The sequence below is a fragment of the Agrobacterium sp. 16-2014-1-2a genome (assembly GCF_053522705.1).
Map to the genome: position 1 here is coordinate 1259758 of NZ_JBNWBX010000001.1, position 18028 is coordinate 1277785.

Annotated in this window: 12 protein-coding genes and 1 tRNA gene; 3 read left to right on the plus strand and 10 right to left on the minus strand. The window is 59.4% G+C overall.

All coding sequences use genetic code 11. The annotated features are described in order from the left end of the window. Positions 1–105: 105 nt before the first annotated feature. The 4 genes from adhP to ACQZ45_RS06360 form a co-directional block, all read right to left on the minus strand. A complete protein-coding gene (adhP, locus tag ACQZ45_RS06345; protein ID WP_003515167.1) occupies positions 106–1134 on the minus strand; it encodes an alcohol dehydrogenase AdhP in 1029 nt (342 codons plus the stop codon). Between the two features lie 149 nt (positions 1135–1283). Continuing rightward, complete coding sequence (locus ACQZ45_RS06350; protein ID WP_003515166.1) at positions 1284–1685, minus strand: MAPEG family protein; 402 nt, start codon at positions 1683–1685, stop codon at positions 1284–1286. A 114-nt stretch (positions 1686–1799) separates the two neighbouring features. Continuing rightward, entirely contained in the window at positions 1800–3305 is a 1506-nt protein-coding gene (gene guaB / locus ACQZ45_RS06355; protein WP_003515165.1) for an IMP dehydrogenase, read from the minus strand. 284 nt (positions 3306–3589) lie between these two features. Beyond that, positions 3590–4591 (minus strand): MBL fold metallo-hydrolase, encoded by a 1002-nt coding sequence (locus tag ACQZ45_RS06360; protein ID WP_003515164.1) that lies wholly within the window; start codon positions 4589–4591, stop codon positions 3590–3592. Between the two features lie 193 nt (positions 4592–4784). Here ACQZ45_RS06360 and ACQZ45_RS06365 point away from each other — a divergent pair, with 193 nt between their 5' ends. Continuing rightward, positions 4785–6182, plus strand: coding sequence for an MDR family MFS transporter (locus tag ACQZ45_RS06365; protein ID WP_003515163.1), 1398 nt, complete (start codon positions 4785–4787; stop codon positions 6180–6182). Here ACQZ45_RS06365 and ACQZ45_RS06370 read toward each other — a convergent pair whose 3' ends face one another. The 3 genes from ACQZ45_RS06370 to ACQZ45_RS06380 form a co-directional block, all read right to left on the minus strand. Then, on the minus strand, positions 6183–6923 hold the full coding sequence (locus ACQZ45_RS06370) for an RlmE family RNA methyltransferase (RefSeq protein WP_003515161.1): 741 nt from the start codon (positions 6921–6923) through the stop codon (positions 6183–6185). Next, positions 6920–8551: a Ppx/GppA phosphatase family protein gene (locus ACQZ45_RS06375; RefSeq protein ID WP_162736224.1), complete on the minus strand. Its 1632-nt coding sequence runs from the start codon at positions 8549–8551 to the stop codon at positions 6920–6922. The genes ACQZ45_RS06370 and ACQZ45_RS06375 overlap by 4 nt, the downstream gene beginning before the upstream one ends. Positions 8552–8717: 166 nt before the next feature. Beyond that, positions 8718–8794 (minus strand) — tRNA-His (locus ACQZ45_RS06380). Between the two features lie 361 nt (positions 8795–9155). Here ACQZ45_RS06380 and ACQZ45_RS06385 point away from each other — a divergent pair. Continuing rightward, positions 9156–12902 carry an ATP-binding protein gene (locus tag ACQZ45_RS06385; protein WP_113291979.1) on the plus strand — a complete coding sequence of 1249 codons (3747 nt, stop codon included), beginning with the start codon at positions 9156–9158 and terminating at the stop codon, positions 12900–12902. Positions 12903–12987: 85 nt separating this feature from the next. Continuing rightward, positions 12988–14646 (plus strand): ABC transporter permease, encoded by a 1659-nt coding sequence (locus ACQZ45_RS06390; RefSeq protein ID WP_065688331.1) that lies wholly within the window; start codon positions 12988–12990, stop codon positions 14644–14646. A gap of 311 nt (positions 14647–14957) precedes the next feature. Here the strand turns inward: ACQZ45_RS06390 and ACQZ45_RS06395 are convergent, their stop codons facing one another. Genes ACQZ45_RS06395 through ACQZ45_RS06405 form a run of 3 tightly spaced genes read right to left on the minus strand, consistent with a single transcriptional unit; the run spans position 14958 to position 17852 of the window. Next, a complete protein-coding gene (locus ACQZ45_RS06395; RefSeq protein ID WP_003515157.1) occupies positions 14958–15770 on the minus strand; it encodes an ABC transporter permease in 813 nt (270 codons plus the stop codon). Positions 15771–15774: 4 nt separating this feature from the next. Continuing rightward, complete coding sequence (locus tag ACQZ45_RS06400; RefSeq protein ID WP_003515156.1) at positions 15775–16683, minus strand: ABC transporter permease subunit; 909 nt, start codon at positions 16681–16683, stop codon at positions 15775–15777. 11 nt (positions 16684–16694) lie between these two features. Then, positions 16695–17852, minus strand: coding sequence for an ABC transporter ATP-binding protein (locus ACQZ45_RS06405; RefSeq protein WP_013635505.1), 1158 nt, complete (start codon positions 17850–17852; stop codon positions 16695–16697). Positions 17853–18028 lie beyond the last annotated feature (176 nt).

Here is an 18028-nt window from a genome sequence, read left to right on the forward strand (position 1 = left end):
TCTTCTCCCTGAACGCGCAGATGCACAGGGAGGATAGCGCAGATCGTCGCCCGGTGAACAAGCGGCGGCACACTTTTGCGTGAGCGCCACCGCTGGTCATCTGTCTCAGGCGGCAAGGTCCACGACAATACGGCCGTCGATCTTGCCCTCTTCCATGCGACGGAAGATGTCGTTGATGTTTTCGAGTTTGTCCCAGGAGAAGTGGGCGGCTACCTTGCCTTCACCAGCGAAGGAAAGCGCCTCCTCCAGATCCTGCCTTGTGCCGACGATGGAGCCACGCACCGTGATGCGCTTCAGCACCGTTTCGAAAACCGGAATGGAGATGAAGCCCGGCGGCAGGCCAACAAGTGCCATCGTGCCCTTGGAGCGCAGGAAACCGTAGGCCTGCTCCATGGCTTTGGGCGAAACCGCCGTCACGAGCGCGCCGTGGACGCCGCCGGTCGCCTTCTGCACCTGTTCCACCGCATCCGGCGCCCGACCGTTGACGGTAAAATCCGCGCCCAGCTTTTTCGCAAGCTCCAGCTTGTCGTCATAAATATCGGCGGCAACGACATGCATGCCCATGGCCTTGGCATATTGCACGGCCATATGACCAAGCCCCCCAATGCCCGAAATTACCACCCATTCGCCGGGCCTCACTTCGGTTTCCTTGAGACCCTTGTAGACGGTGACACCGGCGCAGAGCACGGGTGCAGCGGGACCGAATTCCAGATTGTCGGGAAGTCGGCCAACGAATTTCGGATCGGCAAGCCCGTATTCCGCAAAGCTGCCATTGACGGAATAACCCGAGTTCTTCTGACTTGGGCAAAGAGTTTCCCAGCCGGTACGGCACGGAATGCAGCATCCGCAGGCGGTATAAAGCCACGGCGTGCCGGCGCGGTCGCCTTCCTTGATGCCGGTCACGCCAGCGCCGATCTTGGCGACGTAGCCGACGCCTTCATGGCCGGGGATGAATGGTGGATTGGGTTTGACCGGCCAATCGCCCGTTGCGGCGTGCAGGTCCGTGTGGCAAATGCCGGTCGCCTTGTAATTGATGAGAATTTCACCCGGGCCGGGATCCGGTATCGCCACTTCCTCGATGGTCAGCGGTTTGCCAAATGCGCGGACAACCGCGGCCTTCATTGTTTTAGCCATGACATACTCCCTAATCTCTGCTCGCCTGAAATTCTCGACGGCGAGGCAGAGACTACCGGGGATGGGGCGTCACGGAATTGACCCATCGCAAATCGCAGCATTTTAGAAGCGCGATTGTCTCACTTATGAAGCAACCTTACGGTGCCATCTCACTCCAGCGCCAACCAGATGGCGAGCCAGCCCCAGAGGCAGACGAGAAGCGCGAAACCAATCGCGAACAACGGCGCACGATAACGCAGACGGTTGCTGGTGACGTGAACGAAGGAGTGCGCATAACGGGAAATCACGAACAGCCAGGCCAGAACGACGGTAACGATATTGTCCGCGTCGGTAATATAAAGCAGCAGGCAGACGGGGTGGAAGAGAACCGGAAGCTCGAACTGGTTGGCAATGTTTCGGTTGACCAGATAGCTTTCGCGCCCTTCCTGTCCCGTATCGCGATATCTGAGCGCGGTGTCACGGTCCGTCAGCGTGTATTTTTTGCGGCGGTAAAGCAGTAGGGCGTAAAGAACGAACACGAGAAATGCATGGGCTATCATCGGCCAGAACATTGCGGTCGTTGGTGACATGCTTTCTCCTCCAATCACAATAACGCTCCCCGATCCGGCGTGAATCGGGGAGCGCCAAATACTGAGACTATGTTGTTGCGGATTCGGTTCGAAAGATCAAACCGCGCCGGGGTAGTTCGGGCTTTCGCGGGTGATCGTCACGTCATGGGCGTGGCTTTCGCGCAAGCCCGCGCTGGAAATGCGCACGAAGGTGGCGCGCTCCTGGAATTCCTTGATCGTGCCGCCGCCGACATAACCCATGGCAGCCTTCAGGCCACCGGCCAGCTGGTGCAGGACGCCGGAGACCGGACCCTTATAGGGAACCTGACCTTCGATACCTTCCGGAACGAGCTTCAGCGTGTCGCGCACTTCCGCCTGGAAATAACGGTCGGCGGAGCCGCGCGCCATGGCGCCAACGGAACCCATGCCGCGATAGGCCTTGAAGGAACGGCCCTGATAGAGGAACACTTCGCCCGGGCTTTCATCCGTGCCGGCCAAAAGCGAGCCGATCATGACGGCGGAGGCGCCGGCGGCAATAGCCTTCGCCAGATCGCCCGAGAACTTGATGCCGCCATCGGCGATGACAGGAATATCTGCAGCATTGGCCACTTCGACCGAGGCCATGATCGCAGCAAGCTGCGGAACGCCAACGCCGGCGACGATACGGGTGGTGCAGATGGAACCAGGGCCGATACCGACCTTGACGCCATCGGCGCCGGCATCGATCAGTGCCTTGGTGCCGTCAGCGGTCGCAACATTGCCGGCGATGATGCGAACGGAATTCGACATCTTCTTGACCACCGAAACGGCATCGAGCACGCGCTGCGAATGGCCATGCGCGGTATCAACGACCAGAAGGTCAACACCGGCATCGATGAGGCGTTCTGCGCGCTCGATGGCATCGGCACCGACGCTGATGGCGGCAGCGGCGCGAAGACGGCCCTGCGCATCCTTGGTGGCGTTGGGGTTGAGCTGCGACTTCTCCATATCCTTGACGGTGATGAGGCCGACGCAATTGCCTTTTCCATCCACCACCAGCAGCTTTTCAATGCGGTGCTTGTGCAACAGACGGCGCGCTTCCTGCTGATCGACGCTGCTTTCCTTGACCGTAACAAGGTTTTCGCGGGTCATCAGTTCATAGATCTTCTGCTGCGGATCGGATGCGAAACGCACGTCGCGGTTTGTCAGAATGCCGACGAGACGGCCATTCTTGTGGCCGCCGGCACCGCCGTTTTCAACCACCGGAATGCCGGAAATGCCGTGCGCCTTCATCAAAGCCTGTGCTTCTGCCAGCGTGGCATCCGGGCCGATGGTGACCGGGTTGACGACCATGCCGCTCTCGAACTTCTTTACCTGCCGGACTTCTTCGGCCTGTTCGATGGGGGTGAGGTTGCGGTGGATGACGCCGATGCCGCCGGCCTGCGCCATGGCGATGGCAAGACGGCCTTCCGTGACCGTGTCCATGGCGGAAGAGAGGATCGGCAGGTTGAGATCGATATCACGGGCAATGCGGGTGGCGATATTCGTCTGTCCCGGCATAACCTCGGAATGTCCGGGTTGCAGCAACACATCGTCAAATGTGAGGGCGTCCAAACCAGTGGGTGTTTGAATGATGCGTGCCATGACCAAATTCCTTCATAATGAAAATGCGTGGCCGTCCCGGAACGAAAAGTTCACCCCGGCGCCCTGCAAGGATTGCTTGGAAGTTGGCGAGGGCTGGTAACACGTTCATGACAGGAAGGAAATAGAAAAAACCCGGAATGACCTTCCGGGCTTATTCTGTTGCTGCATTGCAGCAGGCGTTAAAGAGCGTCCTGTGGATCCCTGTTCCGCACGACGCGCTTTAACTGCTTGTTTTTACGCATGTCGTTATCGCAAAACCGCTTAACGCTTTTGCGCGATATGCATCAGATGTCGAACTGGTAGGACTTCGGCACGAAACGGTACCCCGTATCCAGCTTTTCCGCGTAACCGACAGCCGGGAAAGGCATGTGATAGCCGAGGAACGGCAGCCGGTCCGTGGCGATCATGTCGTAGACCTTCTTGCGGGTTGCAGCGGCCGCCGCCTTGTCCATGTCGAACTTCACTTCCCAATCCGGCTTTTGCAGCGACAGGACGAAATGGTTGGCCGTATCAGCCGTCAGGATCAGCTGCTTGCCTTCCGATTCGACACGGAAGATCATGTGGCCCGGCGAATGGCCAAACGCCGCAATGCCGGTGATGCCGGAAACCACGTCAGCGCCGTCGCCGATGAAGGTCGCCTTTTCCGCCAGCGGTTTGACGTTGGCGATGACGCCCTTCTGGCCGCCTTCGGCAGGCGTGCCAACCCGCTTCTCGTCCGTCCAGAAATCATATTCCGCCTGGCCGAAAACATAACGCGCCTTGGGGAAGGCCGGCGCGCCCTTTTCCATCAATCCGCCAATGTGGTCGCCGTGCATGTGGGTCAGCACCACCACGGTCACGTCGTCAGGAGAGTAACCGGCAGCCGCCATGCCTTCGATAAGACGGCCATTACCAGCGCCACGGCCGGACTCGCCGAAACCCGTGTCGAACAGCACGAGGTCCGTGCCGGTATTTACGAGAACCGGCGAGAAGGAATTGACGAATTGCTCCTTCGGCAGAAAATTGTCTTCCAGCAGCTTGCCGACGGTTTCCGCCGACTGATCGGTGCCGAAGGTCTCGCCCGGATTGGGCGCGGCGCGCGCGCCGTCCTTCACGACAAGCACTTCGAAAGTACCAAGCTTGAAGCGATTGGTTTCAGGCGGCATGGCGTGTTTGATCTCCATGGAAGTTTGCGGCTGGTTCGTCTGCGCCGTTGCGGTGCGCGCCATCAGAAGCGGCGCGCCGAGAACGCTTGCTCCCGCCACACCGATAAGGCCGCGTCTGCTCATGCTCAAGGATTGAGTCATCATTTTTCTCCCGATTCTCGCCAATGTCACTTTGCCCAACGGACAATAGAGCGAGAAAGTTGCAAGAAAACCGGCCTCACGCAGGTTTGATCGGAACTTCAGAAATTGATAATTAACGTGTTGGCAGGTCGGCCCATCAGGCGTAGGAGGAACTGCGATACCATTGTCGCAGCGGAGAGCCGCAGGCAGCCTCATGAACCGCATCATTCCCCTGATCCTGGCAGTCGCTCTCTTCATGGAGCAGATGGACTCCACCGTCATCGCCACATCGCTTCCGGCCATCGCGGCCGATCTCCACGTGGGTCCGATCACGCTCAAGCTCGCACTGACGGCCTATATGGTGTCGCTGGCGATTTTCATTCCGATCAGCGGCTGGATGGCCGACAAATACGGCGCGAAGAAAATCTTCCGTTTCGCCATCGGCGTCTTCGTCGTCGGTTCGATCTGCTGCGCAGTCTCGTCATCGGTATTCGAATTCGTCGTTTCGCGCTTCCTGCAAGGCATGGGCGGGGCGATGATGACGCCCGTTGGCCGCCTCGTCCTCCTGCGGACGACGCAACGCAGCGAGCTGGTTTCCGCCATGGCGCTTTTGACGATACCGGCACTTGTCGGGCCTCTGACCGGCCCGCCGATCGGCGGCTTCATCACCACCTATTTTTCATGGCACTGGATTTTCCTCATCAACGTGCCCATAGGCGTTATCGGCATCTGGCTGTCGACGATCTTCCTGCCGGAAATCGAGACCACCAATCCGCCACCGATGGACGGCAAGGGTTTCGTGTTATCCGGTCTTGCAGCATCGGGCGTGGTTTTCGGCGTGTCGGTCGTCAGCCTTCCGGCACTGCCGCCCGCCATCGGCATCGCCTCGACGGTCATCGGTTTCATCTGCGGCTTTCTTTATGTGCGCCACGCGGCAAACCATCCTGCTCCCATTCTGGATTTCCGCATTTTCCGCAACCCGACATTCCGGGCGGCCACCGTTGGCGGCACCGCCTTCCGCATTTCCACGGGCGCGATTCCCTTCCTGATGCCGTTGATGTTGCAGATCGGTTTCGGGCTCAACCCGTTTCAATCAGGCATGATCACCTTTGCCGGGGCAATCGGCGCGATCACCACGAAATTCATGGCCAAGCGGGTCTTTGCCGCAACGGGGTTCAGATCAACGCTGATCGGAGCCGGCATCGTCGGTGCCTTCACGACGCTCGCCAACAGCTTCTTCACGCCGGAAACGCCTTACCCACTTATCATGATCTGCCTGGTCACGGCGGGCTTTGCCCGTTCCTTCTTCTTTACTGGATCCAACGCGCTCAGCTATTCCGATATAGACGACAGCCAGGCAAGTCAGGCAACTTCGATGGCATCCGTGCTGCAACAGATCAGCCTTGCGCTCGGCGTGGCTTTCGCAGCCGCCATCCTGGAAGTCAGCAGCATGTTATCCGGCTCGCATCTGCAGCTCGCCGATTTCCACGTTGCCTTCACCATCGTGGCGCTCGTTTCGCTGTTTGCAATCGTGCCGATCATCCGCATGGACGCGCAAGCGGGCGCGGCCGTTTCCGGCCACCGCGGCAAGGTCTCGCAACCGGCAGAATGATTAGTCTTCGTCCGCCTCATCCACGTGCATAACGGACTGCGTTTCGGCGGTCCGGCCCTTGAAATGCTTGGCGAGCAGGAACATTTCGACCGATTCCGAGCGCGAGGACGCCGGCTTGATATGCAGGACCTGCTTGAAGTTCTTCTTCAGCATGTCGAGCAATGCCTTTTCCGTGCCGCCCTGGAAGGTCTTGGCGAGGAAATGGCCGCCTTCCGCCAGCACCTGAACCGCGAAATCGGCCGCGACTTCGCACAGATGCATGGTGCGGATGTGGTCCGTCTTCTGGTGGCCCGTGGTTGGTGCGGCCATGTCGGACAGTACCAGATCCGGCGTGCCGCCAACGGCCTCCATCAACTGGTCCGGTGCGGTCGGATCGAGGAAGTCGAGCTGCAGGATCTTCACGCCGGGGATGGGATCAATTTCGAGAAAATCGATAGCGGCGACGCGGATATCATCCTCGGTGGAATCGGTAACCTTAGAAGCGATCTGCGACCAGCTTCCGGGTGCCGCACCAAGGTCGATGATGCGGGTGGCGCCCTTCAGGATCTGGTGCTTGTCGTTGATTTCCAGAAGCTTGAAGGCGGCGCGGGCGCGATAGCCTTCCAGCTTGGCGCGCTGCACATAGGGGTCGTTGATATGACGTTCCAGCCAGCGGCGCGATGAGGCCTTGAGCTTGGTCTTCTTGACCTTCTGACCGATCTTTCGGCCGGTGCGATTGGTGCTTGTGGGCGCCTTGCTCATGTCAAACCTTCCGTTCTGTCCTGCCGTGCCATCTGCATGCGCCTTATCCGGTTACGCCGCCATGCGCCGTCATCCGCCATCATATCCGTCAACAGGCCTTCGCGCAGCCCGCGATCGGCCACACGCATGCGCCGCGCCGGCCAGCGACGGCGAATAGCCTCGAGGATGGCGCAGCCAGCCAGAACCAGATCGGCCCTGTCAGGACCGATGCAGGCATTGGCGGCGCGGCCGGCAAAATCCCATGCCAGAAGCTTGTCCTGCATCGCCGTCACCTCGGTATCTGAAAGCCAGAGGCCATCCACCTTGCGGCGATCGTAGCGCGGCAGGTCGAGGTGAACGCCCGCAAGCGTCGTCACCGTACCCGAGGTTCCGATCAGGTGAAAATCCTCGTGATGCGCAAGCGGCGCCAGAGGCGGGCACTGGAAGGCATCCAGCAGCCCTTCGACTTCCCGCACCATGGCGGCAAACACATCCGGCGTCACATCGCGGCCACCATGGCGTTCCGAGAGGGTAACTACGCCGACCGGCAACGATGTCCAGTGGGTGATGTGGTTGGCGAGCCGGTTGGAACGGTTTTCGCCGACCTTGATGACCGCGATTTCCGACGATCCGCCGCCTATATCGAACAGCACCACCGAACGGGCTTCACGCCCGACCAGGGAGGCGCAACCCGAAACGGCGAGACGCGCTTCCGTCTCGCGGCTGATGATCTCAAGCTTGAGCCCGGTTTCCCGGGTAACCCGCTCCAGAAACTCCTCGCCATTGGTTGCTGCCCGGCAAGCTTCGGTGGCGATGAGGCGCATACGCCTGATCGGGCGTCCAGCAAGTTTCGAGGAGCAGACCTTGAGAGCCTCCACCGCGCGATCCATGGCATCGTCTGAAAGACGGCCGGTCGATACCAGCCCCTCGCCCAGCCGGACGATGCGCGAAAAGGCATCGACGACCCGGAACTGGCCGGGCCGTGTCGGCTGCGCGATCAGCAGTCGGCAATTATTGGTTCCGAGATCGAGCGCCGCATACATGTCCGTTGCGAATTCGGAGCCATGCTCTTGATGGCGGGCGCCGTGACGGGCGGACATTTCGGATTGTTGCCGGTGCGGTTCCTGAGCCGTCCCATTGGCGCGACCGTTCTGTTTGCCAACATGTCGGGGCGCATGGGAGGGAACCAGCGGGCGACCCTGCGGATCGCGGCTGCGCGGATCGCGGTGAGCCCGCTTGCGGTTACGCGACTTGCGACCACCGGCAGGCGGCACGGAGGATGGATTGGTGGCATCCGTTGCGACGACAGCCTCTGCCTGTTCACTGGCAGCAGGCGGCGTCTGATGGGAGGTGCCTTTGCCACGGGAACGCCGACGCCGCTTTCTTTTGCGCGGTTCGGCATCCGGCTCGAGAGCCGATACATAGGGGGAACCGGCCGGAACATCCGCGGCAACATCATGCGACAGCACAGCAACGTCACGGGGTTTACCGTCACGCCTGTTTTTCTTGCCACGACGGGATCGCTTCGCTTTCCCTTTGTTTGCCACCGACGCCCCTTGTTCCGACGGCTTTGGGCCGTTTCCGGGGTCGATCACTGTCTTGTCCATTTCGCCGCGCACAAGCGTAGACGCTATGCTGCTGGCTTTCATAAGGTTTCGTTGGGCGGACAATACCAGCGCAAGAGATTTTAGCCAAATGGTTTTTGGAAGCGAGGAAACCGCACCGTCGACGCGCAGCAAAGACATGCGTTTGCGATAACCCAAATCGGGTTTGAAATCGCTGCAATGATTTTCAGGAATTTTAGGAAATTGGAGATGGTACGGTTGGGGGGTCTCGAACCTCCGACCTCAGGTGCCACAAACCTGCGCTCTAACCAACTGAGCTACAACCGCACATCAAACGCCGAACCGGCGCCACGGGGGGTGACATAAAAGGTGTTTTCGCTATTTGCAAGTCCTTCAGCGAATTTTGCGAAAAAAGGCTTGGAAAGGCAAGCCGTTTTCATGGCCCCAGAGCTGGCAACAGTCGATAGCCGGGTATACCGCTTGCAATCTGGAACGGGGCCAGAACGGGTCTCGCCGGGCCTGTTCATGTTAACTCTATTTGGCGATTCATTCAGGCGGCGGTGGACCGCGCCGCCCTGTGAAGTTATTTAAAATTCTGTTAACGTGGTGCCTCAGCGGGTTTACGTTTCAGCTTCATGAGGAAGCCGAAAGCCTCGCAAGGTCCGGTAGTGCCAGAATAGGTTTCGACATGCCCGCCGTCCAGTATCCCTTTATCGATATCGCAGTGCATGAACGGGTGCGCGAAGGTTTCGGGCGCGGCGAGGCGATGGCTTTGTTCTCGCTCGATCTTCAGAGTGCGCTCTGGGCCAATGGGCGCGGTGCAGCGCTGTTCGGCACGCCGATGGTCTATGATTTTCTGGAACAGGGACCCAAACGGCAGGACGTGACCTTCCGGCAGCTGGCCGCGACGGCGGCGCGTCTTTCGAAGACGGGCGACAGCCTGCCGTTTACCATTCGTATCAATGCGGGCTTCCGCAGCCTTGCCGTTACCGCCAAGGTGGAAATCATCGAGGCCGAACCGGGCCAGCCTGCTATTCTGTTTTCCGCCCTCACCGATCAGGCCGCACCTGACACGGCGGAATGCGCAAGGCGCATGATTGAAGGCTTTGACGATCCCGATATCCATATCGCTGTCATCAATGGCGATAACGAGGTCGTTGCCGCCTCGGCCAAGTTTGTGTCGCTCGGCATCACGCCGCATACGGCAAGGACGCTGGTTAGGATGGCCGCAGGTCAGGCTGGCCACCTCGTCAAACGGCCCGTGCCGACCGGCAAGGGTTACATGCCCGCCGCCGCCGGCCAGATCACGATATCGCCAGAACTCAATCTGTTGTTCGTGGTCGAAACCGCGCTCGGGACGCTCGATCCCGTTAACGGCTTTGCCGAAGACAAGCCGCAGGAAACCCCGGCCGCCGCCCAACCGGCTTTGCCGGTCGCCGAGACCGCGCCTGTTGCCGCAACGGCTGCCTCGTTCGATTCCGTGCTCGACGCCGTCGCCGGGATAGAAGATGTGGAGGACGTGCCGGAACTGCCTTCCGACGTCGAAGACGAAGTGACGGTGGAACAGGATGAGGAAACCGTCCTGCCATTGCTTGCAGCAGAAGAAGAAACGGATGCTCCGGCGGATGTCCCGCTGGAGGATGCCGATACGGCTGCGAATGCGGCTATGACGGACGATATTGCCGATATCTTCGAACTGGATGCGAATGATGCAGAGGTTCCGGCAGCTGGTCAGGCTTCCAGCGAAGACCATACCGAACAGGCCCCGGACGTGGAGCGCGCAGAGGCGGAAGATGAGGTCGCTGAAACAATAGCGGCGCAGGACGCTGCACCCGTTGAAGAGGATCTCCCGGCGGCCGTGGAACCGACCGACGAACCCCGGCCTTTTGTCTTCAACGCCGGTGCGCGTGCATCCCGTTTCGTCTGGAAAATCGATGCCGAGGGCCGCTTCAGCTCGATCTCGCACGAATTTGCGGAGGCTGTGGGCGCGAAGGCGGCAGCTGTCGAAGGCATGAGTTTTGCCGATGTGGCGGCACTGTTCAATCTCGATCCGGAAGGCAAGATTCGCGAGCTTCTCGGCCGCCGTGATACCTGGTCTGGCAAGACGATCTATTGGCCGGTTGAAGGCACTTCTCTGATGGTGCCGATCGATCTCGCCGCCCTTCCCACCTATACGCGCTCGCGCGAATTTGACGGTTTCCGTGGTTTCGGCATCGTGCGGCTGGCCGATGCCGCAGAGGATCCGCACGCTACCGGCCTCACCTTCCTGCACGGCGAAGACATCCTTCAAACCGAGGTTTTGCCGCAGCCGGCTGCCGAGGATGAAGACGAGGAATTGCTGGCTTTTCTCGATGAGCTCGATGACGAAACCCCGGCCGCTGAAGATGCGCCAGCCGAGATTTCGGACGAAGAGCGGCCCCACGATTACAGCCCGCCGGAATTCGAAGTGCCGGACTTGGCAATCGAACCGACCCCGGAACCAGAGCCGGAGCCAACCTACTCCGACAAAGTAGTCCATCTGGAAGAGCGCCGCTGGCGCTCCCGCGAGGGCCTGACCGCAGGCGAGCAGGCCGCCTTCCGCGAAATCGGCCGGACGCTGGCACCCGTAGATGCCGTTTCAGACGAAGGCCCGAAGGCGGAAGAAGACGCTCCTTCTACCGATCCGGCTGCACAGCACATCCAAGACGATATCGACGCGGTAACAGAGGTGGACCTGCCGCCCGTGCTGGAAGAAGACGTTAATGCCGCAGAACCGGCTGAGGAAGACGATCTCTTCGCGGACTATGTTCGCGGCGAACGTCCTGCGGCCACGAACAAGCCTGCCGATGAAATCCAGATCGAAGAAAAGACAGTCGCCTTCACCGAGGTGGTACCGGCGGCCGATATCGCCGCTGCGATGGTTAGCCCACAGCTGCGCCCCGCCGATGCGCTGAGCGCCGAAACGCTGGACCAGATGCCCGTGGCACTGCTGGTGCATGCCGGTGACAGGCTGATCCATGCCAATCCGGATTTCCTGCGGCTGACGGGCTACGGCTCTCTTGATGAATTGGACGAGGTCGGTGGACTGGAAGCCCTGCTGCAACGGCAGGAGCTTGAGGATATGCCTGATAACGAAGGCGGCATGGTCGTCGTCAGCGCCGAAAATGACATCATTCCGGTCAAGGCACGGCTGCAATCCATCCGCTGGGAAGACACCAAGGCGCTGATGCTGTCGCTGGTTCCGCTGGAAGAAAAGCAGGCACCGGTTACGGCAGCCAACGAGAATACGTCAGCGGACGAAACGGCGAATGCCGACGCAGGCAGCGTTTCCGTATTGCAGGGCGAAGTCGAAGAACTGCATTCCATTCTGGAAACGGCAACGGATGGCGTGGTGCTTTTGGGAGACGACGGCGAAATCCGTTCGCTCAATCGCTCCGCCAGTGCGCTATTCAACTACGACAATGGCGAAATCGCAGGAAAGCCCTTCGTCACCTTGTTTGCGCATGAAAGCCAGCGCGCGGTGCTGGACTATCTTTCCGGCCTAGCCAATAACGGTGTCGCCAGCGTGCTGAACGATGGCCGCGAGGTGATTGGCCGCGAGGCATCCGGCGGTTTTCTGCCGCTGTTCATGACGATCGGGCGGCTCAAATCCTCGCACGGCTATTGCGTGGTCATCCGTGACATCACCCAGTGGAAGCGCACGGAAGAAGAGTTACGCAACGCCAAGCGCGCGGCGGAAACCGCCAATGCGCACAAGACCGATTTTCTTGCGCGTGTCAGCCACGAAATCCGCACGCCTCTCAACGCCATCATCGGCTTCGCGGACATGATGGCGACCGAGCGTTTCGGGCCGATCGGTCATCCGCGTTATGTGGAATATTCCAATGATATCGGACGTTCGGGCCGGCATGTGCTCGATATCGTCAACGACCTCCTCGACATCTCAAAGATCGAAGCCGGGCAGATGGATGTCGATTTCATCGCGGTTCCGCTTAACGAGACGGTGGCCGAGGCGGTCTCGCTGGTGCAACCGCAGGCCAACAATCAGCGTGTCATCATCCGCACGGCGCTTTCGCAATCCGTTCCACAGATCGTTGCCGACTTGCGCTCGATCAAGCAGATCGTGCTCAACATCCTGTCGAACGCCATCCGCTTCACGCCATCAGGCGGCCAGATCGTGGTTTCCACCGCCTATGAGGCCAATGGCAGCGTCGCGCTGCGTATCCGCGACACCGGCATCGGCATGACCCGAGCTGAGTTGGAACAGGCCATGAAGCCGTTCCGGCAGGTGGCGTCATCGGGCAAGCGCGTGCGCGGCGATGGCACCGGGCTCGGCCTTCCCTTGACCAAGGCGATGGTGGACGCCAACCGGGCGAACTTCTCCATCACCTCGACACCGAACGAGGGAACGCTGGTGGAAATTACCTTTCCGTCGCAGCGGGTTCTTGCCAACTGAGGCCATGCGGGCGTAGCAATGCGGGAACCGCCGGCTAAACGGACAGCCGGTTGAGGCTTTCGCAGGACATCAGGCTGGCATTTCCATGACGGTTTCCATTCCGGCAACAAGACGCGTTTCATTGTTGCCCATCACGGCGGTCATCGTCGCAGCGATCGCCGCCATGCCTGTTCTGGCAGTCTTCTGGCTGGCGCTGACCGGCAGCACGGAAGGATGGCAACACCTTCTAGCCAATGTTCTGCCGCGCGCCGGGTTGCGCACCTTCCTGCTGCTGGCGATGACGGCCGCAACGACGGCATTGTTCGGCATTGTCTGCGCCTGGCTCGTCACCACATTCGAATTCCCTTTGCGGCGGGTATTGTCGGCGGCACTTGTCCTGCCGCTCGCCATTCCCTCGTATCTGGCAGCCTATGCTTTCGGCGAGTTCCTCGATTTCACCGGCCCGGTACAAAGCGCCCTTCGCGCCGCCTTCGGCTATCACAGCATCCGCGACTACTGGTTTCCGGACGTACGCTCGCTTGGCGGCGCCGTGGTGGTTCTGAGTTCGGTGCTTTACCCTTATGTCTATCTCTCGGCCCGCGCCGCCTTTTCCATGCAGGGACGGTTTGCGGCCGAAGCTGCGCGCACGCTTGGTGCGAAACCGCTTGGTGTATTCTTTTCCGTTCAATTGCCGATGGCGCGGCCGGCGATCGCCATCGGTCTTTCGCTGGTCCTGATGGAAACGCTGAACGATATTGGCGCTGTCGAATATCTCGGTGTCCAGACGCTGACTTTCACGATTTACGAGACCTGGCTCAATCGCGGCAATCTTGCCAATGCCACACAGATCGCCGCCGTCATTCTGCTCATCGTCGGCGCGTTGATCTTCATCGAACGCAATGCCCGCGAAAAACAGCGCTTTGCCGCTCCAAAAGCCACGACCATGGCGCAACGCCACCGGTTGAAAAGCCTTCGCGGCTGGCGGCGCTGGTCTGCAAGCCTCTTCTGCATCGTTCCCGTGGCGAGTGGTTTCCTCATTCCCGTCATCGTTCTTGGCGGTTACGCCGCAAAAAGGCTGGATGCGCTGTTTGCGCCGAAGCTGCTGAAAGCACTCGGTCACAGTCTTGAGGTCTCGCTTTCCGCCGCCTTCGTCACTCTGATTGCGGCTTTCGTGTTTTCCTATGCCATCCGCACCGAGCGCTCGCGGACGTCAAAGGTGGCCGCGCGACTTGGCTCCATGGGATATGGCGTGCCGGGAACGGTGCTCGCCATCGGCGTGCTCATTCCCCTGGCCGGTCTCGACAATCACGTAGACGGGTTTGTCCGCTCCCATTTCGGATTTTCGAGCGGCCTGCTGCTGTCAGGCACTGCCTTTGCCATCATCTACGCCCATTCGGTGCGCTTCATGACCATGGCGGAGGGAACGCTTGATGCCGGGTTCCAGAAGCTCTCGCCGCATATCGACATGGCCTCGCGAACGCTTGGGCGCAACCGGTTGCAGACACTGTTCAAGGTGCTGCTGCCGAATATGCGGCCTGCGGCGCTGACAGCCTTTCTTCTGGTACTGATCGAATCCATGAAGGAGCTGCCGGCGACGATCCTGCTGCGGCCCTTCGGCTTCAATACGCTCGCCACGCTGGTCTATGAAGACGCGTCCCGCTCAAGGGTGCAGGATGCCGCCGTGCCGGCGATCATCATCATCATTGCCGGGCTTATCCCCGTGCTTCTCGTGTCGAAATCGATGGATCATCCGGAAAACCGCTGAAGGCAACCCGCATGGCGGCAAAAAGAAAGGCGGCCTCTCGGCCGCCTGTATTAGTTGTGCTTTTTTAACGAGAGAAAGGGGGACAACCTCGCCATATGGAAATTATCAATCCCGGCTATCGAAAATTTGACAGCCCTGCGTTGGGATTTACTTTCCGCCAACTCCTATTAACAAGCGGTTAAAACCAAAATCGATCAATTACCGACGATAATTCCTATTTTGAGACCGTAAAAGTCGAAAACTAAATTACAGGTTTCTAATTTTATCGACGCCTCAACAGTAACGCGTAGAAATCGGAGAGGAATATTCGATCAGTTGCGCGCGGCTGCGTGTTCGTCCTTCATCCGCTGGAGTTCCGTGCGTTTGGAGGCGATGGAAGCGACAATCACGCCGATTGTGACAAGCCCGATAAGGATCGTGCAGATGGCGTTGATCTCAGGTGTGACGCCAAGACGAACCTGCGAATAAATCTTGATCGGCAGCGTCGTCGCACCCGGACCAGTGGCGAAACTTGCGATCACGAGATCATCGAGCGACAGCGTAAACGCCAGCATCCAGCCGGCGATGACGGCCGGGAAGATCAGCGGCAGGGTAATTTTGAAGAAGGTCTTGACGGGCGGGCAACCGAGATCGAGCGCTGCTTCCTCAAGGCTGCGATCAAAGGTCAACAGGCGCGACTGCACGACGATTGCCACATAACACATGGTGAAGGTGGTGTGGGCGATGACCACCGTCCAGAAGCCGCGATCCACCCCGACGGCCACGAACAGCAGCAGCAGCGACAGACCGGTAATGACCTCCGGCATGACGAGCGGCGCATAGATCATGCCCGAAAACAGCACGCGTCCCGGAAAGCGCGCAAAGCGCGTCAGAGACAGCGCCGCCAGCGTTCCGAGGATGGTGCCGATAGTGGCACTCAAAATACCGACACGAAGCGTCACCCAGGCTGCATCCATCAGCCCCTGGTTCGACCACATGGACTTGTACCATTGCAGCGAAAATCCGCCCCAGACGGTGACCAGCTTAGAGGCATTGAAGGAATAAACGATCAGGATGATGATCGGGATGTAGAGAAAGGCAAAACCGAGGGTCAGGACGGTGATGTCGAATTTTCCGCGTTTCATGGCCTCACCCGACTTTCTTCTGCTGGTTCTGGAAGATGGCGATGGGCACCACCAGCAACAGTAGAAGCAGCACCGCAACGGCGGATGCCAGGGGCCAGTCGCGGTTGCCGAAGAATTCAGTCCAGAGGGTCTTGCCGATCATCAGCGTCTGCGCACCGCCAAGCAGATCGGGAATGACGAATTCGCCGGTTATCGGGATGAAACAGATCATCGACCCGGCCACCACGCCCGGCAGCGACAGCGGGAAGGTAATCTTCCAGAAGGCCTTCCAGGGCGGGCAACCCAGATCGGCCGCCGCTTCCAGAAGCGTATTGTCGAATTTTTCCAGCGCCGAATAAAGCGGCAGCACCATGAACGGCAGATAGGAATAGACGATTCCGATGAAGATCGCCGTCTCGGTGCGGAAGATATTGACCTGCTGGTCCGGCCCCAGAAAACCGAGCCATTGGAACAGCACCGTCAGCAGACCTTCGGGCTTCAGAATACCGATCCAGGCGTAAACGCGGATAAGGAACGAGGTCCAGAACGGCAGGATGACCAGCATCACCAGCGTCGGGCGGATGGATGACGGCGAACGCGCCATGGCAAGAGCCATGGGATAACCGATCAGCAACAGCAGGAAGGTGGAGATGAATGCGATGCGCAGCGACGAGAGATAGGCGTCGATGTAGAGCGGGTCTTCCGTCAGAAACAGGTAGTTTTCGAAATCCAGCTGCGAGAAGAACGCGCCAAGCTTCGAAAACCCTTCGAAGACTGGCGTATAGGGCGGCATGGATATCGCCGTATCCGAAAGCGATATTTTGAAAATGATGAAAAAGGGCGCTGCGAAAAACAGCATCAGCCAGAAATAGGGAACGGCGACGACCAGCCATCGCCAGGGACTTTGCCGGTTTTCAGGAGTGGTGATCGCCATAAAAGCCTCCCTCAGTGCGTTAGCACAAGACCGGAATCCTGTTTCCAGTTCAACCACACCATATCGCCGAAGGTGATCGGGCGATCCACGAGACGCGAGACATTCGCCTGCGCTGCACGGATGACACGGCCATCGGCAAGCTTGACGATGAACACCGAGAAGTCACCGAGATAGCCGATATCCCAGACTTCGCCATAAGCGGAATTGACGGCGCTGTCGGTGGGTTGATCGAGCGAGATGCGGACCTTTTCCGGGCGGATGGCGAAAGCCACCCGGCTTCCGGTGACCGCGGCGCATTCCTGCTCCACGGCAACTGTCAGCCCGTCGCAATCGAGTGTCACCAGTCCCGGCTTGCCGATATCGGACGCGTTAGTGACGACATTGGCGTCGAAAATATTTATGTCGCCGATGAAATCCGCCACGTAACGGCTGTTCGGCGCCTCGTAGATCTCGGCAGGCGTTGCCACCTGCACCACAATGCCCTTGTCCATGACCGCGATCCGGTCCGACACCGTCATTGCCTCTTCCTGGTCATGGGTGACGATCAGGAAGGTGAGGCCGAGATTGGTCTGGATGTCCATCAGCTCGAATTGAGTTTCCTCGCGCAGCTTCTTGTCGAGTGCACCGAGCGGTTCATCCAGCAAAAGCACCTTCGGCCGCTTGGCAAGCGAGCGGGCAAGCGCCACGCGCTGCCGCTGGCCGCCCGAAAGCTGGCTCGGCTTGCGCTTGGCAAACTCGCTGAGCTTGACGAGCCGCAGCATTTCCTCGACCCGCGAGGAAATTTCTGCCTTGGGCAGACCGTCCTGCTCCAGACCGAAGGCAATGTTCTTCTCCACCGACATATGCGGGAAAAGGGCGTAGGACTGAAACATCATATTGGTCGGGCGCTTGTAGGGCGGCACGCCGGAAATATCCTTGCCCTGAAGGAGAATACGCCCGTTGGTCGGTTCCTCGAAACCGGCCAGCATGCGCATCAGCGTGGTCTTGCCGCAGCCGGAAGGACCGAGCAGCGAAAAGAACTCCCGTTCGTAAATATCGAGCGTCAGATTATCGACGGCGACGAAATCGCCAAACCGCTTGGTGACGTTTTCAAAACGGATGAAGGGAACCGCATCGGGATTGTCCCAAGGGCTAAATTTGCGTTTGACCGGCCCCAGAGTTTTCGCCATTCACCCTACCCTCAAATCCCGTTGATTTTGTAGATTTGAGCATCGGATTTCCCGAAAACCGCGTCACACTTTTCGGTCCGATGCCATGAGGCGGGCAGCGCCGGCAGGTTGCGTGACCTGCCGGCAAGGTATCAGAGAAACAGGCCCGCCGGCCGTTTCTCAACCAGCGCGCGGAG